The organism is Pseudomonas syringae pv. cilantro (genome assembly GCF_001293775.1).
Taxonomy (GTDB): domain Bacteria; phylum Pseudomonadota; class Gammaproteobacteria; order Pseudomonadales; family Pseudomonadaceae; genus Aquipseudomonas; species Aquipseudomonas syringae_P.
In genome coordinates, this window is record NZ_LGLN01000033.1 from 222887 (window position 1) to 248574 (window position 25688).

Annotated in this window: 20 protein-coding genes and 1 pseudogene; 8 read left to right on the top strand and 13 right to left on the bottom strand. The window is 58.0% G+C overall.

Annotated elements, in window-relative coordinates; all coding sequences use genetic code 11:
- Positions 1-41 precede the first annotated feature (41 nt).
- On the top strand, positions 42-1169 hold the full coding sequence (locus ABJ99_RS07950) for a GNAT family N-acetyltransferase (protein ID WP_054085353.1): 1128 nt from the start codon (positions 42-44) through the stop codon (positions 1167-1169).
- 87 nt (positions 1170-1256) lie between these two features.
- Here ABJ99_RS07950 and ABJ99_RS07955 read toward each other — a convergent pair whose 3' ends face one another.
- The 4 genes from ABJ99_RS07955 to ABJ99_RS07970 form a co-directional block, all read right to left on the bottom strand.
- Positions 1257-3089 (bottom strand): ABC transporter ATP-binding protein, encoded by a 1833-nt coding sequence (locus ABJ99_RS07955; RefSeq protein ID WP_054085354.1) that lies wholly within the window; start codon positions 3087-3089, stop codon positions 1257-1259.
- A 101-nt stretch (positions 3090-3190) separates the two neighbouring features.
- Positions 3191-3754 carry a peptidylprolyl isomerase gene (locus ABJ99_RS07960; protein ID WP_054085355.1) on the bottom strand — a complete coding sequence of 188 codons (564 nt, stop codon included), beginning with the start codon at positions 3752-3754 and terminating at the stop codon, positions 3191-3193.
- A 128-nt stretch (positions 3755-3882) separates the two neighbouring features.
- On the bottom strand, positions 3883-4671 hold the full coding sequence (locus tag ABJ99_RS07965; protein WP_054085356.1) for an alpha/beta fold hydrolase: 789 nt from the start codon (positions 4669-4671) through the stop codon (positions 3883-3885).
- Positions 4672-4684: 13 nt separating this feature from the next.
- Positions 4685-5608 carry a LysR family transcriptional regulator gene (locus ABJ99_RS07970; protein ID WP_054085357.1) on the bottom strand — a complete coding sequence of 308 codons (924 nt, stop codon included), beginning with the start codon at positions 5606-5608 and terminating at the stop codon, positions 4685-4687.
- Positions 5609-5675: 67 nt separating this feature from the next.
- Between ABJ99_RS07970 and ABJ99_RS07975 the strand changes: the two genes are divergently transcribed.
- Positions 5676-5990: a hypothetical protein gene (locus ABJ99_RS07975; RefSeq protein WP_054085358.1), complete on the top strand. Its 315-nt coding sequence runs from the start codon at positions 5676-5678 to the stop codon at positions 5988-5990.
- A gap of 227 nt (positions 5991-6217) precedes the next feature.
- Here ABJ99_RS07975 and ABJ99_RS07980 read toward each other — a convergent pair whose 3' ends face one another.
- The gene (locus ABJ99_RS07980) at positions 6218-11050 is read right to left on the bottom strand and encodes a M10 family metallopeptidase C-terminal domain-containing protein (RefSeq protein ID WP_054085359.1); all 4833 of its coding nucleotides are present in this window, start codon (positions 11048-11050) and stop codon (positions 6218-6220) included.
- 265 nt (positions 11051-11315) lie between these two features.
- On the opposite strand from ABJ99_RS07980, the gene ABJ99_RS07985 reads away from it, so the two are divergent.
- The gene (locus tag ABJ99_RS07985) at positions 11316-12194 is read left to right on the top strand and encodes a carboxylate/amino acid/amine transporter (protein ID WP_054085776.1); all 879 of its coding nucleotides are present in this window, start codon (positions 11316-11318) and stop codon (positions 12192-12194) included.
- Between the two features lies 1 nt (position 12195).
- Here ABJ99_RS07985 and ABJ99_RS07990 read toward each other — a convergent pair whose 3' ends face one another.
- On the bottom strand, positions 12196-12930 hold the full coding sequence (locus tag ABJ99_RS07990) for an SDR family NAD(P)-dependent oxidoreductase (protein WP_054085360.1): 735 nt from the start codon (positions 12928-12930) through the stop codon (positions 12196-12198).
- 162 nt (positions 12931-13092) lie between these two features.
- Here ABJ99_RS07990 and ABJ99_RS07995 point away from each other — a divergent pair, with 162 nt between their 5' ends.
- Positions 13093-13668, top strand: a complete 576-nt coding sequence (locus ABJ99_RS07995; RefSeq protein ID WP_054085361.1) for a DUF1349 domain-containing protein — start codon at positions 13093-13095, stop codon at positions 13666-13668.
- Positions 13669-13752: 84 nt separating this feature from the next.
- Here the strand turns inward: ABJ99_RS07995 and ABJ99_RS08000 are convergent, their stop codons facing one another.
- Positions 13753-14673, bottom strand: coding sequence for a LysR family transcriptional regulator (locus ABJ99_RS08000; RefSeq protein ID WP_054085362.1), 921 nt, complete (start codon positions 14671-14673; stop codon positions 13753-13755).
- 84 nt (positions 14674-14757) lie between these two features.
- Between ABJ99_RS08000 and ABJ99_RS08005 the strand changes: the two genes are divergently transcribed.
- Positions 14758-15534, top strand: a complete 777-nt coding sequence (locus ABJ99_RS08005; protein ID WP_054085363.1) for an NAD(P)H-dependent oxidoreductase — start codon at positions 14758-14760, stop codon at positions 15532-15534.
- Between the two features lie 80 nt (positions 15535-15614).
- Here the strand turns inward: ABJ99_RS08005 and ABJ99_RS08010 are convergent, their stop codons facing one another.
- Positions 15615-16373: an SDR family oxidoreductase gene (locus ABJ99_RS08010; protein WP_054085364.1), complete on the bottom strand. Its 759-nt coding sequence runs from the start codon at positions 16371-16373 to the stop codon at positions 15615-15617.
- Between the two features lie 99 nt (positions 16374-16472).
- On the opposite strand from ABJ99_RS08010, the gene ABJ99_RS08015 reads away from it, so the two are divergent.
- Positions 16473-17066 carry a TetR/AcrR family transcriptional regulator gene (locus tag ABJ99_RS08015; protein WP_054085365.1) on the top strand — a complete coding sequence of 198 codons (594 nt, stop codon included), beginning with the start codon at positions 16473-16475 and terminating at the stop codon, positions 17064-17066.
- 58 nt (positions 17067-17124) lie between these two features.
- Here the strand turns inward: ABJ99_RS08015 and dctA are convergent, their stop codons facing one another.
- Both dctA and ABJ99_RS08025 read right to left on the bottom strand, forming a co-directional pair.
- A complete protein-coding gene (gene dctA / locus ABJ99_RS08020) occupies positions 17125-18432 on the bottom strand; it encodes a C4-dicarboxylate transporter DctA (protein WP_054085366.1) in 1308 nt (435 codons plus the stop codon).
- A gap of 103 nt (positions 18433-18535) precedes the next feature.
- The gene (locus tag ABJ99_RS08025; protein WP_007248651.1) at positions 18536-19705 is read right to left on the bottom strand and encodes a mandelate racemase/muconate lactonizing enzyme family protein; all 1170 of its coding nucleotides are present in this window, start codon (positions 19703-19705) and stop codon (positions 18536-18538) included.
- Between the two features lie 99 nt (positions 19706-19804).
- On the opposite strand from ABJ99_RS08025, the gene ABJ99_RS08030 reads away from it, so the two are divergent.
- A complete protein-coding gene (locus ABJ99_RS08030) occupies positions 19805-20680 on the top strand; it encodes a LysR family transcriptional regulator (protein ID WP_007248650.1) in 876 nt (291 codons plus the stop codon).
- 29 nt (positions 20681-20709) lie between these two features.
- Here ABJ99_RS08030 and relB read toward each other — a convergent pair whose 3' ends face one another.
- Both relB and ABJ99_RS08040 read right to left on the bottom strand, forming a co-directional pair.
- Positions 20710-20904: a type II toxin-antitoxin system RelB family antitoxin gene (relB, locus tag ABJ99_RS08035; RefSeq protein WP_054085367.1), complete on the bottom strand. Its 195-nt coding sequence runs from the start codon at positions 20902-20904 to the stop codon at positions 20710-20712.
- A gap of 460 nt (positions 20905-21364) precedes the next feature.
- Positions 21365-23971, bottom strand: coding sequence for an AAA family ATPase (locus ABJ99_RS08040; RefSeq protein ID WP_054085368.1), 2607 nt, complete (start codon positions 23969-23971; stop codon positions 21365-21367).
- 165 nt (positions 23972-24136) lie between these two features.
- Here ABJ99_RS08040 and ABJ99_RS26770 point away from each other — a divergent pair.
- Positions 24137-24428: pseudogene (locus tag ABJ99_RS26770) on the top strand (transposase); the annotation flags it as partial.
- A gap of 279 nt (positions 24429-24707) precedes the next feature.
- Here the strand turns inward: ABJ99_RS26770 and xopAF are convergent.
- On the bottom strand, positions 24708-25562 hold the full coding sequence (gene xopAF / locus ABJ99_RS29050) for a XopAF/AvrXv3 family type III secretion system effector (protein WP_080378074.1): 855 nt from the start codon (positions 25560-25562) through the stop codon (positions 24708-24710).
- Positions 25563-25688 lie beyond the last annotated feature (126 nt).

Consider the following 25688-nt stretch of genomic DNA (forward strand, 5'->3'; position numbering starts at 1 on the left):
AAGGGATACTCTTCACAACGTCTGCTCACCGGGGAACCTGCATGCCCGTTCACGTTATCGACAGCCTCAGCACCGTCGCGCCTGCTCAATGGGACGCACTGGTGCCGGGCAATCAGCCGTTCCTGCGCCATGCCTTTCTCAGCTCGCTGGAAGACAGCGGCAGCCTCGGACCGCGCTCCGGTTGGCGTGCCGAGCATATACTGCACTACGAAAACGATCAGTTGGTGGCGGCGTTACCGGCTTATCGAAAGTGGCATTCGTACGGCGAGTACGTGTTCGACCACGGCTGGGCAGACGCCTGTCGCCGTGCTGGCATTGCTTATTACCCCAAGCTGCTGGTGGCCGTGCCGTTCAGCCCGGTCGGCGGCTCGCGCATTCTGTCTGCAACGCCTCAGGGCGGCATGGAGCTGCTCAGCGATTTGCCGGCGTATCTGCAGAGCGAAGGGCTGTCGAGCGCCCATGTGAATTTCACTGACCCGGCTGCCGATGCTTTGCTTGAAACGCAGTCGGGCTGGCTGCAGCGGATTGGTTGCCAGTTCCACTGGCATAACCGTGGCTACCGGGATTTTCAGGACTTTCTTGACGCATTGAGTTCGCGCAAGCGCAAACAGATGCGCAAAGAGCGTGAACAGGTGGCGGGGCAGGGCATCGCGTTTGAATGGCTACAAGGCGCGCAGATGACCGAAGTGCTGTGGGACTTCGTCTATGCGTGCTACTCCAACACCTACGAAGTCCGTGGGCAGGCGCCTTACCTGACCCGTGAATTCTTCAGCCTGCTGGCCGAGCGCATGCCCGAGTCGATCCGGGTGGTCATCGCGCTGCAAGGTTCCCGCCCGGTGGCCATGGCCTTCAGCCTGATCGGTGGCGACAGCTTCTACGGTCGCTACTGGGGCTGTCTGGCTGAATTCGACCGCCTGCACTTCGAGACCTGTTTCTATCAGGGCATGGACTACGCGATAGCCCACGGCCTGCAACGATTCGACGCCGGTGCGCAGGGCGAACATAAACTGATCCGCGGTTTTGAACCACAGATCACCCGTTCATGGCACTACCTCATGCATCCTGGCTTGAAGGATGCGGTCAGCGACTTTCTGCAGCAGGAGCGAGCGGGCGTGCTGGCGTATGCAGAAGATGCGCGCAGTGCGTTGCCGTATCGGCAGGCGGAGTAGCAAATGGATCACTGCCCCTGAGGATCTTGTGGGAGCGAGCCGGGCGACGCTTCGCTTGCTCGCGAAGAGGCCAGCAGCCTCCCCATATTAATCCACCCCTACAAATCCACCCGTCTGATGCTGCCATAACCTGGCATACAACCCGCCACGGGCCAGCAATTCTGCGTGAGTGCCGGTTTCGGCGATCTGGCCTTTTTCCAGGACCACCAGCCGATCCATCCGGGCGATGGTCGACAAGCGGTGGGCGATGGCGATGACCGTTTTGCCTTGCATCAACGTCTCCAGGCTCTCCTGAATCGCCGCCTCGACTTCGGAATCGAGCGCCGAGGTGGCTTCGTCCATGATCAGAATCGGTGCGTCCTTGAGCAGCACACGGGTGATCGCGATACGCTGGCGCTGACCGCCGGACAGTTTCACGCCGCGCTCACCGACGTGAGCATCAAAGCCGGTGCGGCCTTCGGAGTCCGACAGCAGTGGAATGAACTCGTCGGCACGGGCCTTGTGAATGGATTCCCAGAGCTGTTCATCGGTGGCGTGCGGATTGCCATACAGCAGGTTTTCGCGAATCGAACGGTGCAGCAGCGAGGTGTCCTGGGTGATCATGCCGATCTGCGCACGCAGGCTTTCCTGCGTAATCTCGGAAATATCCTGGCCGTCGATCAGAATCCTGCCACCTTGCACGTCGTACATGCGCAACAGCAGATTCACCAGCGTCGATTTGCCCGCGCCCGAAGGCCCGATCAAGCCGATTTTCTCACCCGGTTTGATGTCCAGGTTGAGGTTGTGAATGATCCCGTTGCCATTGCCATAATGAAAATCGACGCCATCGAACTTCACGCCGCCCTTGTCGATCTTTAGCGGCAGGGCGCCTGGCCGGTCGTTGACCGTGACCGGTTGCGAAATGCTTTCCAGGCCATCCTGCACCGTACCGATGTTCTCGAAGATGCCGTTGACCACCCACATGATCCAGCCGGACATGTTGACGATACGAATCACCAGGCCTGTGGCCAGCGCAATTGCACCGACCGAGATCATCGATTGGGTCCACAGCCACAGCGCCAGCCCGGTGGTGGTGACAATCAGCACGCCGTTCATGCTGGTGATGGTGGCGTCCATCGAGGTCACGACGCGGCCGGCCAGCTGACTTTTTTCGGTGTGATCGCGCATCGCCTCGCGGGCGTATTGCTGTTCGTGATTGGTGTGGGCGAACAGTTTCAGCGTGGTGATGTTGGTGTAGCCATCGACAATCCGGCCCATCAGCCTGGAACGGGCATCGGACGAATCCACCGAACGCTGTTTCACTCTGGGCACGAAGTACATCAGGGCGAGGATGAACGCTGCGATCCAGGTGCCCAGCGGAATCATCAGGCGCCAGTCCGCTTCGGCGAACAGCACCATGGCGCTGACCGCATAGATCAGTACATGCCACAGCGCGTCCACCGACTGCACCGCCGAGTCGCGCAGCGAGTTACCGGTCTGCATGATGCGCTGGGCGATGCGCCCGGCGAAGTCATTCTGGAAGAAGTTCACGCTCTGCTTGAGCACGTAGCTGTAGTTTTGCCAGCGAATCAGGTTGGTCATGCCCGGGCTGATGGTCTGATGCACCAGCAGGTCGTGCAGGCCGACAAAGATCGGGCGCAGCAGCAAGGCCACGACCATCATCCAGATCAGCTCCGAGCCGTGAATGCTGAAGAAGTCCTTGGGCGGTGTGCTTTGTGCCAGGTCGATGATGCGGCTCAGGTAGCTGAACAGCGATACCTCGATCAACGCCCCGATCAGCCCGACACACAGCAACGCGGTGAAAGTCGGCCATACCTGACGCAGGTAGTACAGATAAAACGCGAAGACGGTATTGGGCGGGGCGGCGGTAGGAGCGTCTTTGAAGATGTCGATCAGCTTTTCAAAACGACGATAAAGCATTGGCTATCAGACCCACGCAGGGTGGGCTCTCCTTGATAAATAGAGGCTGTCCCGGCCGCGCCGCACGGGCCGGAAAGGCTTCGTGCGGTACAGGTTTCCGATCAGTCGACGCGCTTGGCGGACTTGATCAGGATCGGGTCGACAGGCACGTTTTGCATGCCTTTCTGGTTGTTCGTGCGGGCGTTGACGATGTTGTCGACCACGTCCATGCCTTTGACGACTTTGCCGAATACCGCATAACCGAAGTCACGGGCACCGTTGTCGAGCATCGCGTTGTCGTTGGTGTTGATGAAGAACTGGCTGGTGGCCGAGTTCACGTCCGAAGTACGGGCCATGGCAATCGTGCCGCGCACGTTATGCAGGCCATTTTGCGCCTCGTTCTTGATCGGGCCCTTGGTGGGCTTCTGAACCAGTTGCCGGGTGAAGCCACCGCCCTGGACCATGAAGCCCGGAATTACCCGGTGAAAAATGGTATTGCTGTAAAAACCGCTATCGACGTAACCCAGAAAATTCGCGGTGCTGAGCGGCGCTTTGGTGTCTGCCAGTTCGATTTCAATCTGCCCGAAGCTGGTGTCGAATACCACATGCGTGGCCTTGTCTTGAGCTGCCATCAGGTTGGCGGCAAACAGCACGGAGCAGGCGGTGAGAGCGATTTTTTTCAGCATGTGGCAACACGTCCTTCATTGAGAGATATCGACTGTGGCCGCCAAGGAAAGCACGTTTGGCTTTTTTTGCCCAGCTTTTGCCTCGCCAAGGTCTGCGCTGCCGCAGGCGAACGATCCGCACACGGTTTTCAGACCCCGGTACTGTCGATGAATTCCAGCAGCGTGCGGTTGAATCGCTCAGGCTGATCCAGCGGCGTGGCATGCCGTGAGTCGCTGATGACGACCAGTCGGGCGTCAGGCATGCGTTTCACGTAATCCTCTTTGAGCGATACCGGCGTGTAGTCATGCTCTGCCGCGATGACCAGGGTCGGGCAAGTGATGCGCGCCAGATGCTGTTCCACGCCCCAGCCGACGATGGCGTCAAAACTGGCGAGGTAGGCGCGCTTGTCATTCCGGCCCCAGCGCTCGGCCATCGTGCGCCGCAGCTCGGCCTGCTCCGGTTTGGGAAACAGCAGCTTGCCCAAGGCCTGCCCCAGGGTTGCCATGCCGACAACGCGCGACAGCGTCCAGCGTCTGGCCCATTGCCAGAGATCACCCGGGCTTCGGACTTTGACCTGCGGCGCGCTGTTGACGATGCACAGGCTCTTGAGCAACGCCGGCTGATCGACGGCCAGTTGAAAGCCGACCATGCCGCCCATCGACAGGCCGACCACATGCACCGGGCCGAGTCGGAGATGTTCGATCAGCGCTTGCACGTCGTTGCTCATGCCCTGAATGCTGTAGCGCTCATGGGGCTTGTCCGAGCGCCCGTGGCCGCGCAGGTCCATGACGATGACGCGATAGCGCGCGGCCAGCGCCGGGATCTGGTACTCCCAGTCCTGACAGCTGGACCCCAGGCCGTGCAGCAGCAGGACCGGTTCGCCCTGGCCGTATTCTTCATAGTGCAGCGTGCACTCGTCATGTTCGAAGAACGCCATCTGCCTACTCCTGTCAGGCGTGTCGGGGTGCTGGCAGCGCAGCAGTCAGTGGTGCGGTATCAAAACCGCGGATCAGGTCGACCAGAATCTGCGTCGCCGGGCCCAGCGGTTTGTCTTTGCTGGAGTAAAGATAGAACGTCGGGTTGCGGACGCCACCCTTGTCGAGCGGCAGGGGCTTGAGCAGCCCTTCGCGCAACTCGCGTTCGATCATGTGCCGGGGCAGCCACGCAAAACCCAGGCCGTTGCTGACAAAGGTCGCCGCCGTGCCGAGACTGCCGACCGTCCAGCGCTGTTCGGCGCCGAGCCAGCCGAAATCTCTCGGCTGCTGCCTGCCTGAGTCGCGAATCACCACCTGCAACTGGCTTTCCAGGTCTTGAAAGGTCAATTCGCGATTGGCCTGATGCAGTGCGTGGTCCGGGTGGGCAACGGCGACGAACTCGACCGAGCTCATTTCCGTGCCGAGATGGCCTGCGATGCTGTAGCCGCTGATGGCCAGGTCTGCGACCCCTTCGAGTAACACTTCCTCGACCCCGGACAGCACCTCTTCGCGCAGACGAACCCGGCAGCCGCGGCTTTGCGGCATGAACGCGGTCAGCGCCCTGACCAGCCGTGCCGATGGGTAGGCCGCGTCGATCACCAGTCGCACCTCGGCTTCCCAGCCCTGTTCCATGTGATGGGCGAGGTCTTCCAGCTGGCTGGCCTGCTTGACCAGTTGCCGCGAGCGACGCAGCAACACGCCGCCGGCCTCGGTGAGCACAGCCTTGCGCCCGTCGATACGCAGCAGCGGCACGCCGAGCTGTTCCTGCATGCGAGCCACGGTATAACTTACGGATGATTGCGAACGATGCAAGGCTTCGGCCGCCTGGGCAAAACCGCCATGATCGACAACGGCTTGCAACGTGCGCCACTGGTCGAGCGTCACGCGGGGCGCTTTCATGCTGTAATTCCTCTTTAATGTGCTGGCTATTGTTCTACTCTGACAATCCCGTCCCGGAGACCGCCGAATGAATCGACTGTGTTGTTTACTGCTGGTCATGTTGCCTGTCACAGCGTTTGCGTACCCTATCGAAGTGGAAAAGCAGTACCAGGACGTGAAGATCGACTACGCAACCCATGATGTCTATCACGACACCGGGGCGATCACCGTCAACAACTACGGTGACGTAGACGCCAGATGTTCAGTAGTGTTCACCAATGGGCCAGAAGCGCCGCGCACCCGGCGTGTGCAGGTGGGGGCAGGCAAGAGCGTTGACGTGTCGTCCAAATTCAATCGCAGCATTATCAAGTTGCGCATCAGACTCACCTGTCAGCCAGCCTGAGAGTAGAGCGCTCTTATGGATAAAACAAATTTATGGATGAGGGGGAGAGAGGCTTCGCGTTTTTGATCGAAACGTTGATTTTGAAGTGAGATTTTGGCGGGTGGGATTCACAAATCTGCACCGCGCCGCACACTCAAGATCGGACGCGGAGCGTCCAGAACTGGATGTCGACGCAGAGCGTCGCACGATAGTTGATATTCGACCGTGAGCGCGGAACGTGGTCGCTCTCAGACGATAACGTCAGCCGCCTGCAGGCTCTGCACGCCGGTCAGCTGGATTTCGAAATCCGCGCCGACGTTGTCGTCGATGTTGCCGTACAGCATGCCATCGGCAAAGCGCAGCTCGCCTGTGTTAGCGGCACTGAACGCAGCATTGCCGATGAACACGAAAGCATCCGCGTCATCGGTGAGCGGCCGGGCATCGAAGGCAGAGAAGTCCAGCTTGTCGCCTTCGCCCACCTTGAAGCCATTGATGATGTCACGCAAGTCGTCGCGGCCCACCTCGTCGATGCTGTTGAAGACATAGTGGTCAGCACCGGTGCCGCCAATCAGCGTATCCGCACCTGAACCGCCGATCAGCACATCGTCGCCTGCGCCGCCCGATAACGTGTCATTGCCTTCGCCGCCGATCAAAACGTTGGCGTTCTTGTTGCCGGTCAGCGAGTCGGCGAACTGGCTGCCCGTCAAGTTTTCCGTGCCCTTGATGGTGTCCAGGCCGGAGCCGCCAGTGACCTGCTGAGCGCTGGTATTCAGCGCGACCGTGACGCCGGTGGTGGCGAACAGGTAAGACACCGTGTCATTGCCATCGCGGCCGTCGAGCACGTTATCGCCAGCGCCTGCATACAGCATGTTGTCCAGCGCGTTGCCGGTGGCGTTGGCGGCGGCGCTGCTGGTGATCACCAGATTTTCCAGATTGGCCCCGAGGGTGTAACTCGCCAGTGAGCTGTACACCGTATCGATGCCGCCGGTCTGGGCGTCAGTCGCGGTTTCGACCACCCGGTCAGCTACGTCATCGACGACGTAGCTGTCCGAGCCGTCCCTGCCCGTGAGCAGGTCAGCGCCCGTGCCGCCGTCGAGGATGTTGTTGGCCGCATTACCGGTGATGACGTTTTTCAGCGCGTTGCCCGTGGCATTGATGGCAGAAAACCCGGTCAGCATCAGGTTTTCCACGTTAGTCCCCAGCTTCCAGCTGACGGACGACACCACGGTATCAATCTGCGACGGCGAATCGTTGCTTTCGGTGACGGTGTCCAGAGCGTTATCGGCGACATAAATGTCATTGCCGTCGCCGCCTGTCATGTCGTCCGCGCCCTGGTCACCGTCCAGAATGTCGTTGCCGGTGCCGCCAACCAGTGTGTCGTCGTCGCTGGTGCCGAAGATGTTGCCACCTTCGTTCTGACCGCCGCTGACAATATCGGCCGGATTATTGTTGTCGGCGGGATTGCCGCTGAAGCCCAGGTCGTTGGCGATGAAATCGGCCAGCCGCTGACCGACTATTTCGGCGGACTCTTCATGCAGGTGCCAGACGTCATCGGGGTACACCAGCGGGTTGACCTCATAGCGCAACGGCAGATCGTTGTAATCCACCGCCAGCTTGACGTCGGCGCGCTCATGGGCGATGGCTTCCTGCGCATTGCGCACATACCCCACGCCTTCGACGATAGCGCTGATTTTTTCCTCGGTGTAACCGCGGGCCCTGGCCGCGTCCGTCTGGTAATGACCGGTTTCGACCATGTACACCGTGAAGTCGCCGATCTGCGCGTGCAGGTAGTCGAACACTTTGAGGGTCGACGCTTTGTACAAATCGGCTGCCGCCTGTTTGTCGGTGGCGCGGGCTATTTCCTGAGCGCCTTCTTCGCCCTGGCTCCAGACAATGCCGGTGGTGACTTGATCGAGCGTACTCAGCGTCGCCAGTTGGGCCTTGAGCAGTTCGGTGGCGCGCAGCAGTGCCGGTCCCGGCTGATCGGTGTCGGTTAGCCACCAGGAAACACGCTGTTCTTCCTGCGTGCCGGTCGAGTAGCCAACCACGGTGCTGCCGCCCACGGCGAGGTCGATGGGGTCACCGTTGGCATCGTTGAACTGGCTGCGCACGTCGTAATCGGTGTAACGGGTCAGGTCCTTGACCATCTCCGAGGTGCCGGACTGGTTATCGTCTTCGGTCATGCGCAGCAGTCGCGCGTTGGATTGACCCAGTGTCGGCAGGTAGAGGATTTCCTGGGATTCACGCTGACCGAACACGAAATCGGCTTCGGTCAGGGTATCGATCAGATTGCCGCTCAAGGCAATTTCGAAGCGATTGCCATCGGCGTCGGGCGTTGCAGACTTGACGTAAGTCTTGTCGCCCGCCTCGTTGAGGGTCATGTACAGCGTGTGGTTTTCGCCGCTGCCCAGCCCCACGAAGCCCAGCGCAGAGACGTCGATCTTGTCCTGGCCGGAGGTGAAGTCAGCGATCGTGTCGGTGGCTGTCAGGCCGCCCGCTTCATAATTGCGGTAGCTGTCGGTGAGCGTGCTGTAGATGAAGGTGTCGGCATTCGCTCCGCCGTACAAGGTGTCACGGCCTGCGCCGCCGTTGAGGATGTCGGCGCCGGTATCGCCACGCAGCGTGTCGTCGCCGCCCAGGCCCAGAAGCGTGTCGTCGCCCTCGGTGCCGTACAGCGTTTCGGCGTTTTGAGAGCCGGTCAGCGTGCCCGGCGCGACGTTGCCCACGTTGATGGCGAAGCTGTCAGCCACCGAAGCGCCGGTGGCGTCGCTGGCCGTCAGCAGTATTGAGTACAACCCGGATGCCGTGCCGCCAGGCGTACCGCTGAAGGTCAGGGTCTTGCTGTCGAATGTCAGCCAGTCGGGCAGGGCGCTGTTGTCGGCCAGGGTCGCGCTGTAAGTCAGCGCGGTGCTGTCCGGGTCGCTGAAACTGCCGGGTTGCACGGCGTAGGAAAACGCCTTGAGTTCGGTCACGTTCTGATCGATCAGCGGCGTATTGAGCACCGGAGCCTGATTGGTGGCCGACGTGTTGGAAAAAATGAAGTTGGACGCGCTCAGTTTGTCGAGCAGGTTGCCTTCCAGTGCGATTTCGAAGCGGTTGCCGGTGGTGTCGACGGCGTTGGTCTTGACGTAGGTCTTGCTGCCATCAGCATTCACCGACAGGTAAATAGTGTTGGCGCTGCCATCGCCCAACCCGCGCAGACCGATGCTGGACAGGTCGATGCGGTCTTCGGCGGTGTTGAAGTCGGTGATGGTGTCGCTTTGCTTGGTGCCGCTGGCGTTGTAGTTGCGATAGCTGTCCAGCCGCGAGGTGTAGATGAAAAGATCCGCCCCGGCGCCGCCGGTCAGGATATCGGCATCGGCACCGCCGGTGAGGGTGTCCGCACCCGCGCCGCCGTTTAGGCGGTCCACGCCTGCATTGCCGTTGATGAGGTCGTTGCCCTCAGTGCCGGTCAGGGTATCGCCGCCTGCGGTGCCTTCAATAACGCGCTGGAACATGAAGTGGCTGGCATTCAGCGTGTCTTTCAGATTGCCGCTCAGCCCCAGCTCGAAGCGGTTGCCGCCGCTGTCCGCGTCGAGCGACTTGATGTAGGTGCGGTCGAGGGTCGCGTTGTAGCTGAGGTTCAGTGTTCCGGCCTTGCCGCTGCCCAGCCCGGTGAAGCCGAGGTTCGAAAGGTCGATGCGGTCCTGGCTGATGTCGAAATCGGACACCAGGTCGGTCGCGCTGACAGTGGCGGTGCGATAGCTGTCGGTCAACTGATCGAAGCGGAAGGTGTCGGCACCCGCGCCACCGCTGAGCTTATCCGCACCCGCACCGCCGACCAGAATGTCGTCGCCTGCGCCGCCGTTCAGGGTGTCCTTGCCCGCGAGGCCGAAAATCAGCTCGTTGGCTGCGCTGCCCGTGATGATGTCGTTGGCTTCAGTGCCTTGCACGGTGATCAGCGGGAACGCGTCGCCGGCAAAGCTGCCATCGCCGTAGACCAGGGTCAGGCCCTTGCTGGTGTGGCTGATGGTATTGCCCACGATGCTGTTGCGGTCGGTGCCGTCTTCGTTACGCTCGGCAACGCCATAAGTGGAGTTGTCGCTGCCGGTGATCACATTGCCGCGGATCAGGTTGTCGCTGCCGCTGAAGAACTTGCCGGAAACGCCCGAAGTGTCATCGTAGGACTGGATGATAATTTCTGGTACCGGAGCACCGAGGGAGTTGTTGCTCAGCGTGTTGTCGAAAACATCCACCCCGGTGCTGCCGTAAATGCGCACGCCCGCGCTGCCGTTGTCATGAATATCGACGCCGCTGACCGACACCTGGCTGGACAGCTTGATCAGCACGCCCTCGGCACCGTTGCCATAGACTGCGCCGCCGGTGATGGTGATGTTGGCGGGCGACGGAATATTCTCGCTGCCGCGCTGCACCACAATGCCGGTGCTGCCGTTGCCGTAGGCGATGTTGTTGCTCAGGGTGAAGTCGTGGGTGCTGGTGACCACATTGAAACCGTGGCGATCGTTGTCATACGCCACGTTGTTTTCGAACACACTGTCGCTCAGGTAGTCGGCCACGAAGCCGTCCAGACCGTTGCCATGCGACACGCTGTTCTTGATCACCATGTTGACGGTCTGCTCGTGCGGGTCGAAGCCATAGCCCGAGCAGTCCTTGATTTCGACGCTGTCGAGCGTGACGTTCGAGTCCTTGCCGTCAGAGCCCGGAATATAGCCGTTGAACCAGCCGTCCACTTTGCCAGTGGTGGCGTCCCGGTTGCCGTCCAGGGTCAGATTCTTCATGCCGAAGTCATGCGTTTCTTCGCCGTAGGCCGAGCGCACGATGCCGGTCACCTTGGTGTCCGAGCCGTCGGCGAGCTTGATGATCGTTTCGCCCATCCCCGCGCCCGACAGAGTGACGTTGCTCTTGAGCATCAGACAGCCGTCGGAAGGCTCTTCGCCGCCGGACACGATGTAAGTGCCAGCCCCCAGAGCGACTTCGCCACCTCCCGCTGCTGCCGCCGCATCGATCGTGGCCTGTATGGCGGCCGTATCGTCGGTGATCCCGTCGCCCAGTGCTCCGAAGTCTTTTGTGTTGAATATCATGGGGTTGCTCCAGGCGGCGAAGGTTTCAGGTGGGGAAGTCAATATTGCATCGCCGAAGGGTAAGACCTTTCGCACAAGAAAAGTTGCGCGATATGGTTTATATTTTCGTCGAAATGGTAGCGATAATCGTCAATCCAATGGCTGTCGTATTTATGGCGGTCGAAATGTATTGCGCCGACCGGCTGACGTCAGAAATAGAGGGATGGCTGGTGGACAATTGCGCCTGCAAACCGCTATGGTCGCGCCCTTCAAAATCGGGGGCGGCATGGGTTATCTACTGTTTGTCACACTGATTCAGGCGTTTTCGTTCAGCCTGATCGGTGTCTATCTGGCGGGGCACGTCGACAGCTACTTTGCGGTACTGGTCCGCGTGGTGCTGGCCGGGCTGGTGTTCATTCCGCTGACGCGCTGGCGTCAGGTCGAGCCGCGCTTCATGCGCGGCATGCTGCTGATCGGCGCGCTGCAATTCGGCGTTACCTACGTCTGCCTGTACCTGAGCTTCAGGGTGCTGACGGTGCCCGAGGTGCTGCTGTTCACCATCCTCACGCCGTTGCACGTGACCCTGATCGAAGACGCGCTGAACCGGCGCTTTAATCCATGGGCGCTGCTGGCAGCTCTGGTCGCGGTACTGGGGGCGGGGGTGATTCGCTACGACGGCCTGGATGGCGACTTCCTCGGTGGTTTCCTGCTGCTGCAACTGGCCAACTTCACCTACGCCGCCGGGCAGGTGCTGTACAAACATCTGGTTGCACGGCATCCCAGCGACTTGCCGCACTATCGACGTTTCGGCTATTTCTACCTGGGCGCGCTGGCGGTGGTGTTGCCTGCGTTCCTGATGTTCGGTAACCCGCAACACCTGCCCGATGCGCCGACCCAATGGATCGTGCTGCTGTTCCTCGGCCTGTGTTCGACGGCGCTGGGGATGTACTGGTGGAACAAAGGCGCGTGCATGGTCAACGGCGGAACGCTTGCCGTGATGAACAACCTGCATGTGCCGCTCGGCCTGCTGATCAATCTGCTGATCTGGAACCAGCACGAAGACCTCACCCGCCTGCTGGTTGGCGGCGGGGTGATCGTGGCGTCGGTGTGGATCAGTCGTCTGGGTATTCGGAGCAAGCCGGAAGGTATTCCCGGCTCCCGGTGAATCAGACGTGTTGCCCGCCGTTGACGTGAATTTCCGCACCGTTCACGTAGGACGCGCCAGCGGTACACAGAAAGTAGATCAGCGAGGCGACTTCCTCGGGCTTGCCCAGCCTGTGCATCGGCACCAAGCGCTCGACAATCTCCGCCGTGCCGGGTGACAGGATCGAGGTATCGATCTCGCCCGGCGCGATGGCGTTGACTCGCACGCCATGCGGGCCGAAATCGAAGGCCATCTCGCGGGTCAATGCCGACAGCGCCGCTTTCGACGTGGCGTAGGCGACCCCCGCAAACGGGTGCACCTTGGAGCCCGCAATCGAGGTGACATTGATGATGCTGCCCTTGGCCGCTTTCAACTCATCGAACAGCCCGCGTGCCAGCAGTGCAGTAGAGAACAGGTTGACGTTGAAGACCTTGATCCAGGTGCTGTAATCCGACTCCAGCACGCCCATCCGGCCGCCTTCCTCGGTCTTCGGTGACACGCCCGCATTGTTCACCAGCGCATCCAGGCGCCCGCCGAGCTTGTCCTTGATCGCCGCCATGCTCGCGCTGACGCTATCGATGTCTTCCAGGTCCAGATGGATATGATTGAGCAGCCCTTCTGCCCACGGACAGTCATCCACCCAGTTCTGCCTGGAGGCGGTGAACACTTCCCAGCCTGCGGCATTGAAATGCTTGACCGTGGCGTGACCAATCCCACGGCTTGCGCCTGTCAGCAACAGCTTCTTCTTGTCGCCCATGAGTGCGTTCCGGTGTGTGAGTTTGGATGCATGCTGTTTTTTGGTGAGCGGGGTGTCAATGACGGCGCAGTGACAGGGTTGCGTGTCTTATCGAACGACCAGAGATATCGTGTTTGCCAGTCAATAACCTACCCTCAGCATCAAACCCACGCAGGAGGCAGCATGTTCGACAACAGTATCTGGCTAAACGAACCCAGGCAGTGGAGCGTGAAGGACCAGCGCCTGACTGTCATCACAGACCCCGAAACCGATTTCTGGCAGCAGACGCACTATGGCTTCTGTCGGGATACCGGGCATTTTCTGGGTGTTTCCGTGACAGGTGATTTCACCGCGCAGGTGCATGTGCAGGGTGATTTCAAGACGCTGTATGACCAGGCGGGCCTGATGGTGCGGGTCGACGAGCGCAACTGGGTGAAAACGGGCGTCGAGGTCAGCGATGGTGCCCTGATGCTGGGTAGCGTTCTGACCTGCGGGCAGTCGGATTGGGCCACGGGCGCGTTCGATGACTCCTCATCAGGGCTCTGGCTGCGAGTGACGGTCGCCAAGGGCGTACTGCGCATTCAGCATTCCAGTGACGGGCTGCGCTGGCCATTGCTGCGTCTGGCACCATTCCCGCTGAGCGAGGGTTATAACATCGGGCCGATGTGCTGCAGCCCGGAGCGGGGAGGGCTTGAAGTGGTGTTTTCACATTTCGAAGTGATGCCTGCGCTGGGCAAGGACCTGCATGACCTGACGTGAGTGGCGCTTCAACCGGCTTGCACAGGCCAGTTGAAGAGTACTACGCATCGATGCGATGACTAGGTGATGGGGGAGTAACATCAATCAAATCTCTGCATGGGAATCTGTTTCCAGCGTCGAGGCGATGAGTTCGCGTAGCCACCTATGGGCGGGATCCCGGTGCAGTCTTTCGGGCCATAGCATGAGCATTTCAAAACCCGGAATGACGAGTGGAGGCGCCTGGACATGAAGTGTGGGCTCATCTCGCACCAGCCTTTCCGGGACCACCGCAACCAGGTCGCTGTGCGCCAATGCCGAGATGAGCGAGTTGAAATTAGACACTGATAATACGACTCGTCGTTCCAGACCTTTAGCTGCCAGCGCCTGGTCAGTACTCCCGACGAACCCACCGCCATTCGGTGACATAACGGCATGTTCAAGGCCACAGAACGCTTTGAGCGATAGCTTGGTCGCCAAAGCGGGATGACCGCGCCGCCCTGCCAGCACATAGCGTTCGTGAAGCAAAGACCGCTGACGCAGTTTTGGCGGCGCTTCGTCGCGAGTGTGCAACGCCAGATCGAGCTGGCCGTTTTCCAGGTCATTGGCAAGGCCGATGGGATGTTTGTTCAACAGCGCCAAACGGGTTTTTGGGGCCAAGCGTCTGAGCAGCGCCAACGATGGCCAGACTAAAGCTGTAGTTGCGTAATCACTGGCAGCAACCCTCCATGTCTGTTCCGACAGCGCTGGCTCGAAAGTGGCAACAGGGCTCAGCGCGCCTTCCAGAGCAACCAGCGCTTCACGCAGTGGCCCGCGCAACTCACGAGCACGCTCGGTAGGCGACATGCCTCGGGGGCCGGGCAGTAACAATGGATCGTCCAGAATTTCTCTCAATCGACCCAGTTGCAGGCTGACGGTCGGCTGGGCGAGATTGAGCAAACGCGCCGCCCGTGTAACGTTCTGCTCGGCTAACAGCGCATCCAGCGTCACCAGCAAATTAAGATCCAGACGACGTAAGGTATTGTGCATGGAAATACCACATGTTTCGGAAATTCATTTCTAGCATAGCGGATTCGTCGTTACGGTGAGGAGCACATCCACTTGGAGCCCCTCATGAAGATTCTGCTGATTTACGCCCACCCTGAACCCCGTTCGCTTAATGGCTCGCTCAGGGACTTCGCGATTGCTCACCTGAAAACCACAGGTCACGAGGTCAAGGTCTCAGACCTGTACGCCATGCGCTGGAAAGCACCCATTGACCCGGACGACGCCCCAGGCTACGACGATGAAAACCCGTTCAACCCGGCCATTGAATCGCAGCGTGTATTTGCCGCCGGCACGCAACCGGCAGACATTGAGGAAGAGCAAGCCAAACTGCTTTGGGCAGACGCCGTCATCTTTCAATTTCCCCTTTGGTGGTTCTCGATGCCAGCGATCCTCAAGGGCTGGGTCGAGCGGGTCTACGCCTGTGGATTTGCTTATGGCGTCGGCGAACACAGCGAAAACCATTGGGGTGACCGCTACGGCGAAGGGAACCTGTCAGGAAAGCGTGCAATGTTGGTGGTGACCATGGGCGGATGGGAGTCCCATTACAGTGGCCGAGGGGTGAACGGTGCGCTGGATGACCTGCTGTTCCCGATCCAGCATGGGGTGCTTTTCTATCCGGGTTTTACGGTCATGCCACCGTTTCCGATCTATAAAACCGGCAAAATGGACGCCGCTCGGTTCGATCAGTTATGCGCAGCCTATGCAACTCGGCTGGATAACCTGTTCAGTGATCAGCCCTTGCCGTTCCGTCGCCAGAATGGCGGGGATTATGAAATTCCGGCGTTGACGCTCAAGCCGCATCTTGCACCCGGGCGTCACGACTTGGGCATCCATAGCAGATAACCGCACGTGGATGATTTGAGCGCGACGGTGATGCCATCTGTTCACCACGATGGCGTCACCTGCTGCCCACGGCGGCAGCATCAATCTGTCGTTGGTTTGTATCCCGTCAGCATTTTCAAGACTTCGCCATGTGAACCGCTTGCTTCAGCAAACCGCAACGGCTTGGCGCGTTCGACGACCAGTTCTTGTGGGGTCGGAGAGGTCTTGAGCAGTTCAAAGATTTCGTCCAGAAACTCCTCCAACGGCATCGCATGCTCGTCATTTTCTTGCCCAAGCAACGTGGTACGCACGCCCGGCGGTGCCAGCTCGATAACCTCGACCGGCGAGCCTTCCAGCTGCACCCGCAGGCTTTGAGTGAACGAATGAACGGCCGCTTTGGTTGCGCTGTAGGTCGGTGTGGCGGGCAGCGGGACGAATGCCAGCGCCGAACTGACATTGATGATCGTTGCATTGGGCTGCTTGAGCAGATGCGGCGTAAATGCATACACCATGCGAATCGTGCCAAGCAGGTTCGTGGTCACAATGTCTTCGGCTGTGCTCAGGTTGTGCGGATCAGTCAGATCCTCCCAGTGCATGATGCCTGCGTTGTTGATCAGAACATTCAGATGCGGATGGCTGATCGCAAGCGCCTCGCTGTTGCGCTGGATGGATTGTGGATCGGAGACGTCCAGCACTACGGATTCAATACCCGGATGTTCCGACACTATCTTGTCCAGCAGAGCTTTGCGACGCCCTGCGATGATGACTTTATTGCCCGCCTTGTGAAGCCTGAGCGCAAGGCCAAGGCCTATGCCTGAGGTGCCGCCAGTAACCAGAATCGTATTGCCAGTGCTGTTCATAGTAAACTCCGGAAATAATAGGTAAGCGGACAATTGTCCGTATCGAAACTTACCGGACAGCTGTCCGTTTAGCAATGCGCCCAAGGAAAATCTTTGCTCATGAATGACGAGTTGGTGATGCGTTCTGACGCCAGGAAAAACCGCGAGCGGATACTGGAGGTCGCGGTAGTAGAGCTGACTCGCGATCCTGCTGTGGCGCTAAGCGCGATTGCGAAGAAGGCCGGGGTGGGGCAGGGGACTTTTTATCGCCACTTTCCTACTCGAGAGAAACTGGTATTCGAGGTTTATCAATTCGAAATGCAGCAAGTGGCTTCACTGGCAGAACAACTGCTCGCCACCAGGCCACCCAAGGAGGCGCTCCGGGAGTGGATGGACCACCTCGTTGAATATGCAATGACCAAGGCGGGTCTCGCCACCGCTATCCGGCAGGCCGCGTCTGTTTATGAATTTCCGGGGCAGTCCGGATACGCACCCGTTCAGTCGGCAGCCGAGCTGCTCTTGCGGGCCAATGAAGCTGCTGGAACGATTCGCAGCGGGGTGACTACCGACGACTTTTTTCTCGCCATTGCAGGCATATGGCAAGTTGATTCTCAAGGCGAATGGCGCTCACGTATCGCCAGATTGATGAACCTGGTGATGGATGGCTTATGTGCGGGCAGCCCCGAAAGCTTGAACAAGAGCGCTCAGCTTTAAAACCGCAAACCCTGACGTCATGCCGTATTTGAACGGCATGACCGGGGCGCGCTGAACGTTATTTTTGCGCCAGCACTGCCTTTCTCGCCGCTTTTTCATTGTTCATGGCGGCGATTTCACGCGCGCAGGTCTCGGCATCGAACGAGTTGTCCCACTTCGCGATCGCGAGGGTGCCGATACCGTTGCCAATCAGGTTGGTCACGGCCCGGGCTTCGTTCAGGAACCGGTCAATGCCCAACAGCAAAACCAGCCCTACCAGCGGAATGGAGTGGATGGTGGTCAATGTCGCAGCCAGCGTCACGAATCCCGCACCGGCCACGCCCGCCGAGCCTTTGGACGTCAGCAGGAATACACCGAGCAGAATCATCTGATCCACAAAGGTCAGGGGCGTGTTGGTGGCCTGAGCGATGAAGATGGCGGCCATGGTGAGATAGATGCAGGTGCCGTCCGCATTGAAGGTGTACCCGGTAGGCAACACCATGCCCACAACCGATTTTTTGCAGCCCAGTTTTTCAAGCTTGACCATCATGTGCGGCAGTACCGCTTCGGTTGAACAGGTGCCCAGCGTGATGAGAATTTCATCCTTGAAATACCGAAGAAACTGCATGAGCGGCATGCCAGACCATCTGGCAACCGTACCCAGCACAACCACGATAAAAATCAACGTGGTGATGTAGAGCGCAACCAGCAACTGACCGAGTGACAGCAACGTACCAATCCCGTACTTGCCGATAGTGAATGCCATACCGGCACCCGCACCAATCGGCGCCAGGCGCATGACCATCGCGACAATTCTGAACAGACCTTGCAGGAACAGATCGATGGTATTGATCAGCGGCTTGCTGGTTTCGCCCATTTGAACCAGGGCAACGCCCATCAATACCGACAGCAAAATAACTTGCAGCATGACGCCATTCGAGAATGCGCCCATGAACGTGTGCGGGATAATGTTGAGAAAGAAATCAACTGTACCGCCTTGCTCGCTGGCCGCTTGGCTGTACTTGCTGATAGCACTTCCATCGAGCGCGCCGACGTTGATGTTCATCCCGACGCCCGGCTTGACGATGTTGACCACAACAAGGCCGATGACCAGTGCAATGGTGGAAAGAATCTCGAAGTAGATCAGCGCTTTTACGCCGATCCGCCCGACTTCTTTGATACTGCCCATCTTCGCAATACCGACAACGACCGTGCCGAAAATAATGGGGGCCAAAAGCATCTTGATCAGTTTGATAAAGCCATCGGCAAAGGGTTGGAGCCTGGCGCCGATATCGGGCATGAAGTAACCGATGGCGGCACCTACCACGATGCCGATCAGCACTTGCACATACAGCTGGCCATACCAGCGGGATTTGGAGATTTCCACGGAAGCACCTCATTTTATTGTTGTGATGGGCATGTGGCCTGGTGTCAGCAGGTAAAGCCTGCGTCTGCGGCCGCTGGCGAAAGGGGCCGCAGAGCGAGGTTGATCAGCCTTCGCCCAGTTCGCGCATGACGGCGTACAAGGCGGACTTGGCTTCGAAACCAACCCCCGGAATATCCGGCAGGCCGACATAGCCGTTTTCTACCTTGATCCCGTCTGCGAAACCGCCGAAAGGCTGGAACACGTCGGGGTAGGACTCGTTGCCGCCCAAGTGCAAGCCGGCGGCGATATTCAGGGACATCTGATGGCCGCCGTGCGGAACCACGCGGCGCGAAGACCAACCCATTTCTTCCATCACCTTGAGGGTGCGCATGTACTCCACAAGCCCGTAGGACAAAGCGCAGTCGAACTGCAGAAAGTCTCGATCGGGACGCATGCCGCCGTGGCGCAGAAGGTTGCGGGCATCCTGGTGAGAGAACAGGTTTTCCCCGGTCGCCATGGGCAGTTCATAGTGATTGGCCAGCTCGGCCTGCAACGCGTAGTCCAGCGGATCGCCGACTTCTTCGTACCAGAAGAGGTTGTACTTTTTGATGGCTTCGGCATAAGCGATGCCGGTCTGAAGATCGAAGCGACCGTTGGCATCGACCGCCAGTCGACGACCGTCCCCGACCACTTCAAGCACCGCTTCGATGCGACGGATATCTTCGTCCAGTGGCACCGCACCGATCTTCATCTTGACGACGTCGTAGCCACGATCCAGATAGCTCTGCATTTCTGCCTTGAGCTTGGTCTGGTCTTTGCCAGGGTAGTAATAGCCACCGGCCGCATAGACCCAGACCTTGTCATCCGCCACGCCGTCGCGATAGCGGTCAGCCAGCAGGCGATAGAGCGGTTTGCCTTCAATCTTGGCCACGGCATCCCATACCGCCATGTCGATGGTGCCCACCGCGACCGAGCGCTCGCCGTGGCCGCCCGGCTTCTCGTTGGTCATCAGCGCTTTCCAGATGGCGAACGGGTCCAGGTTGTCGTTTTCAGGGTCGACGAGGGTGTCCGGATCAGCTTCGGTAATCCGCGCCAGAAAGCGATCACGCATCAACGCGCCTTGACCGTAGCGGCCATTGGAGTTGAAGCCGTAGCCGATAACAGGTTTGCCGTCGCGAATCACATCAGTGATGACCGCCACGACCGAGCAGGTCATTTTCGAGAAATCGATATAGGCGTTGGCAATGGGCGAGGCAATGGAAACGGTTTTTTCACGAATGTCTACGATGCGCATGACGGGCTCCTCTTGTTGTTCGTGGAGTCACGTTATGCGTTGCGACACCACCCGCCCAATGCTATTAATGCCGCACCCTATGCACAGAAGGCATGGCCCGTGGAACTGGTTTGGCTCGAAGATCTTTCAGCGCTCGCGGAGTACGGCAGTTTTGTGCGCGCCGCTGAAGCACGGCATGTTACCCAGCCAGCCTTCAGCCGCAGAGTTCGGTCCCTGGAAAACTGGATGGGGGTTCAGCTGTTTGTGCGCACGCCACAAGGCGCAACCCTTACCGAGGCCGGCCGGCAGATTTTGCCCAGTGCCCAGGAAGCTGCCCGACATTTGTACCGAATGCGCAGCGAGGCCCAAGAGGTGGCCGGAGTAGCCGCCAGGTCACTGCAGTTCGCCGCAACGCACTCCCTGTCGTTCACGTTTTTCCCCAAGTGGCTCAGAAACGCCGGAAACGGTGCGCCGATCGAGGCCGTGCAACTGCATTCGGACAGCATGGCGGTCTGTGAGCAGATGCTGATCCATGGCCAAGTGCAGTTCCTCCTCTGCCACCGCCACCCCGACGTCCCTCCGTTGCTAGCACCCGATCAGTTCGTCAGCAAGAAAGTGGGCGAGGACGTTCTCGTTCCGCTTGCCAGCGCCTCCGCCAACGTAGGCACCTCACCCGCGGCGCTACCCTACCTCGCGTACACCCACGAATCCGGACTGGGACGCATCGTCGCCCACCGACTGCGCGGCAAGGAAGATTACCTGCACCTCAAACCGCTGTTCAGCAGCCACCTTGCGGCGGTGCTCATGTCCATGGCGTTGGAAAGCAAAGGAGTGGCGTGGCTGCCCAAGAGCCTCACCGAACAGGAGGTGCTGGACGGGCGTTTGGTCAGGGCACTCGATGAGAGCTGGGATATACCGTTGGAGATTCATTTGACCAGGCCGAAGGCAATTCTTAGCCAGTCGGCGGAAGCGTTCTGGGGGAGGGCGGGGTGGTGATGTGGTCGTCGGTATCGTCCGTGTGGTGTTCAGTCGGAGTATGTGGCGGTGATTTGCTTCGACTCTAGAAGCGCACGCATCTCGGCCATGACCTGATCGTGTGGGATATTGGGGGCTGGATCGTTGATTGAAGCCGAGACCTGTGTACGAAACCATTTGTCGTGGGTGGCGGATGGTTCTTCAGTTTCAAGTTCTGGCACGATTGGAGAAATCCTAGCATTCATGGTCAAGCTCCTTTTGATGTGAGTCCATTTTGAGCGCTCAGTTGCGCATTGTCTGTGCCTTTCAGCCTTAACGTTCTGTAGGAAACGTCTCTGCCGTTTGCGTGGTAGGGGGCAACTGATTCCGGCGGATTTCGGGTCCTGAGTATGCTAACGAATTCGAAGAAACGGGTGTCGTTCGATGTGATGGCTGGCTCGAGTTTGCCAAAGCTGGTCGTGCGAGGTTGAAGCTTTAGCTCAGTGGAGGTAAAGCTGAGTGTAGATCCTGTGAGTCGTATATTCCTTCCTGACATTGGCGATCTACTGATTTAACGACGCGGTTTTTGGGCGGTACGTTTACATTAAGTGGATTGCCAGCCAACTGACACGGTGACCGAAGCGAAGTGCAACCTTCGCTCCAGCAACAATAGCCGCCTAGCTTACCGTAGATGTCTTCGATGCTCGGAAGGTCTGACGGTGTGCGTCAAGCAACTCGCTTTGCGTAATTCTCCATCCAATCCGCAAGCAACTGCATATCGGCTTCGAGCTGAACCAGCTCAGGTGGCACGGCGGGTAGATCGTCTGCCTGCGAATGCTCATACACCGAATACCTAGTCATCAAGTCGTCGATCAGATCACAGTCTTCTTGAGTGATATTGCTAAGCTGCCTGAGTAGACCTTTGGTCATGACCTCTCGACGGAATCGCAGCACGACGTTGTTCAGCATCACTACCTCAACAGTGCGTTCCACGATGATCCGGAAGTCACTGCAAACACTTTTGGCCATGATGTCGTAGCTATCGACATCGCCTTCACTCTGGTGCTTTTTGAGGCGAGGTAAAGTCTCTTTCAGTAGTTTGTTGATTGCTGATTTTGGTTTCGAGTCGCGAGCACTTTGCCCGGTCAGAATGCCGGATGTTTTGTCTAGGCGTCGAAGCGTCTGGACTACGTGGAGCACGTCCAGAAGATCTGGATTGTCTTTCACTTTTTTCACAGCACTATCCAGCAGGGTGACCAAGGACAGCCTGTGTGTGAAGATGATCACCTGACGGGTCTGTGCCAAATCGACCAGGCGCGCGACAACTCGCTCTTCAAAGTCTTGATCGAGTGAGGAGATCGGATCGTCAAATATAAACGGCGCTACCTGATTCGAACCGGTGATATCGGCCAGAAATGCAGCCAAGGCCACAATTCGTGTTTCACCTTCACTGAGAATTTGTTCTGGCGGGCGGGTTCCTTTCGCACCAACAAGCGTCAGTCCGAACGTCGTCCTGCCTTTACCGACTGTCTTGCTTTGGGGGGCTACGGGCAACCTTGAGCCGCCCAGTAGCTTGAGTTCTGCTGCAAAGCGAGTTTGGTAGCCGGCCTCCACCTCGGATTTCGCTAGGTCGTTGTTCTTGCTCGTCAGTGTGTTGGTCGCGGTCAGTCGGATGGCCTTACCGTACAGGTCAACTGCCAATAGCCGGTCACGTTCGGCCAAGATGGCGGGTTTGTTTTGTGCCAACCACTGCATGCCTCTCAGCTTGCGAAGTTTGTCTTCCATCTGCTGCCGTTTGCCGTTCTGCAGCAGGTCGCTCAACGATTTTTCTTCGATGGCGAGTTGCTCGGTTTGTACGGCCAAAGCTTGATCTACCGGTGACCAGTCGAACGCAGAAATCTCTTTGGTTTGCTCAGCGGTGTCGAGATCGGTGCGCCTTTTCAACAAGGCTATGTACAGATCGTTGGCCTGCTGTTGTTCCAGTTTGAGCAGAGCCATATGAGCTTGCCATCCTTGTTCATCTGGCAACGAGGGCACGGCTCGGAGTAAACGCTGATAACTGCCATCTGCCTCTTTAGCTGCCTTCTCCAACCCCTCGGTGACGAACTGCTCGAAGTGCAGCAATCGAGTGCTGGCGTCTTCATTGAGTTCCTGCTGACAGAGCACGCACTTTGCCTCCTCACCAATAACGGGGAATGGTTGGTCGGGGTAAGCGTGAGTTTGAGAGAACAACCGTGCCTGTGCCCAAAGCTGCTGCCATACAGCTTCGCCCACCCCTTCAAGCGGTGTCTCAGCAAAAAGCTGCTGAGCAGATTTCTGGGCGGCTTGGCGCTTTAGCTTTGTATCGGAGTGGGCACTCACGATTATCTTTGCTACGTCGTCAGAAAGCTTTTCCTTGAGTTGACTCATGGCTGACCGAACGGATGCCAACCCCTGCTTTTCTTTGTTGATTGAAGCCAATCTTCCAGCGATGTCCTTCTGGGCTAGCGCACCTTCTGTGGCGATTCGGTCGGCATCTAGCTCTTGGGTGAATAAACACGTTTTGTCGATGGCTGCGTTAGTGGTCGTCGACTTAAGACTGGCAAGCCAGCGACTCTCGTCGGTCACTCCGAGATATGCAGGAAATTGCGGTAATGCGCTTAGCAACGCATTTTTCGACGCTGTGAGGTGCTGATTGACCTTGTCTGACACAGCGATCAATGACGCTACGAATTTCATCTGGCTTGGCTCGTAGCTGGCCTCGCTTTTACCCATGTACTGGCTAGCCGTTTTGGTGTCGAAGATCTGGGCGTGGCGTAGTAGGGGGTCTGCACCCTGGGCAAGCGTCCAGTCGATTGTTCGCTGATTTTCTCCCGCTGAGACCTGGAATTTAGCGCTGCAGGCCACCGGCTCTTCGACGAAGACGTTAGGGTGAATCTCATCTTTCGACCTTGAGCCGCATGCTTGTTTCAGAAGGCGTGCATACCCGCTTTTTCCCGAACCATTTTGGCCGTAGAACACTGTAACGTTGCCGGGGCCAAAAGGTAGCGAAGCACCGGGTTTGATTGCATTCAACCCGTGGACTTCTGATATCCCTTCAATTCTGATGGCTGGACGATTAGCAGCGAGGGCCAAAGAGCTAGGTGTTACGGTGCCGAAGCCTGGGTCTTGTTCCTTTTTCGATTCGACGATGCAAAGTCGAGCAAGCTCTGTGATCTGATCATCGGTAGGGGGCTTCTTGGTCTCGATTAGATTCTTGGCAGCTGTCTGCAGCCACCGGTTCCTTTCGCCAAGCCAAGCTTCAAAGTCGTCGGTAACGGGCGTGCCCAGTCCATTCACATTCGGAACAGCCATCGAGATCTCTCCTTGAAAATACTGCGGAAGATCAAGCATAGACGAGTGGTGGCTAATTGCTATTTTTACTGCGCCAGCAGCTAGCAGCTCATTATTGAAAGCAAGGCTCACTGAGGGCTTCAGGTGGGCTCGGGTTGGTTGCGCTACTGGCGCGGTTATGTGCATATGGAAAAAACTGCTATACAGAGTTTAGGATCTCGTGGATCTGTTTTGCCAGATGCATCGTCTGCGCTGCGTCGCTGGATAAGCCAGCTCCAGCAGGAGCGTAATTCCGTAACGCCTCAGAGCAAAGTCCTGACGCCCGAGCAGCAAGAAATCCAAGAGCTGGAAGCTCGGATCGCCCGTCTTGAGCGGGAGAAATCTATTTTAAAAAGGCTACCGCGCTCTTGATGTCGGAAGAACAGGATCGCATGCGCTGGTCGATCAGCTCAGTGCCCATAAGCCGATCGAGTTGCTGACCACTACACATCACGGCGGTGCTGGCTCAAGAAAGAGACCGAGGGCGCAGCATCAGGGATCAAATACGGGCTTGGAATGCCAGGATCATGGATCACTCATTTTCTGCCAGAGCATTAGTTATCTTCAGATCTACGGTGCGCGAAGATCACGCTTCCGTTACGTACTTAGCCCGCACGGCGCGGGCTAGTGGTTCCAGATGAAATACCTACACGTGAATCGCGTCGATTACAGGTTTGTAGGTTTTATTTGAGGTTTTTATAGGTAGCACTTTATTGAATTATGAAGCGACCAAGTGTTTTATGAAGTGAGTCGAGTTGTCATCTAAAATTACGGCGCCAAGCAGTGTTTCAGACGTTCGGTTTGCACAGGTCTCGTCAAATTCAAGCGGGATCCCTTCATCAGCAAACAGGCCTTTTAATGCCTGCGCAGTGCTGACTGAGAAATCACCCTCTGTATTCCCTCCATGCATGGCTACGCGCATTGTCAGCCCCTGTTCCTTGGTGGTTCGCAGATAGTCACGTACAGAAGCTAGAACTTCTTCCGGCACAAGATCTTCGCGGCGAAAAGGGAGCAGATGGAACACGCGGACTTTCGCCCCCGGTCTACGTTCACCCGTTCCAGCAGCCACGTTTTCCGCCGCACACGCGACAGCAATGCATGCGCTCATGTTGTCTGCGATGACAGGCATGTTTATCTGACTCGTACCAGCGCTGTATAAATGCCGAGTCCCTCTATCATTGGGGACAGAGCAGTTGAACCCAGCCACTTTAACAGTCGTGGTTCTGTCGATCTGGAAGCTGTAATCCAAACCTTTTTTAGAATGATAGACCTGGACCCATGGGAGTATGGATTGACTACGATCTTTTATTAAATTACCGCGATGCCGCCTTTCTGCTTGATAAGCCGCTGAAGTAACCATGCTAAGCGTATAATCTCCACCGCACCGCGCGAGTTGAAAGTGAGAAAACGTTGCAGGACGTTCATCCACCTCGTCTGATGCTATATCTCTCGCAGATGCCGTTTGATGACTGGAGACAGACCTGGCGTTTGGAGGGCCTGCAGGCACTTCCCAACGGTCGCTATCACTGTAGCTGTAACCGCTACCAGAGTTTTTTGAAATACATAGCCCCATGACGGTTCTCTCTTTAATGCAGGATTAAACTTTAGGATCGTAGCGGCACAGCCGAAAACTTGGAGTGGCGGTTACCACGCCTCATATAGTTACTGCATAGGGTTCGCTAGTTTTTTTCCGTTTGTG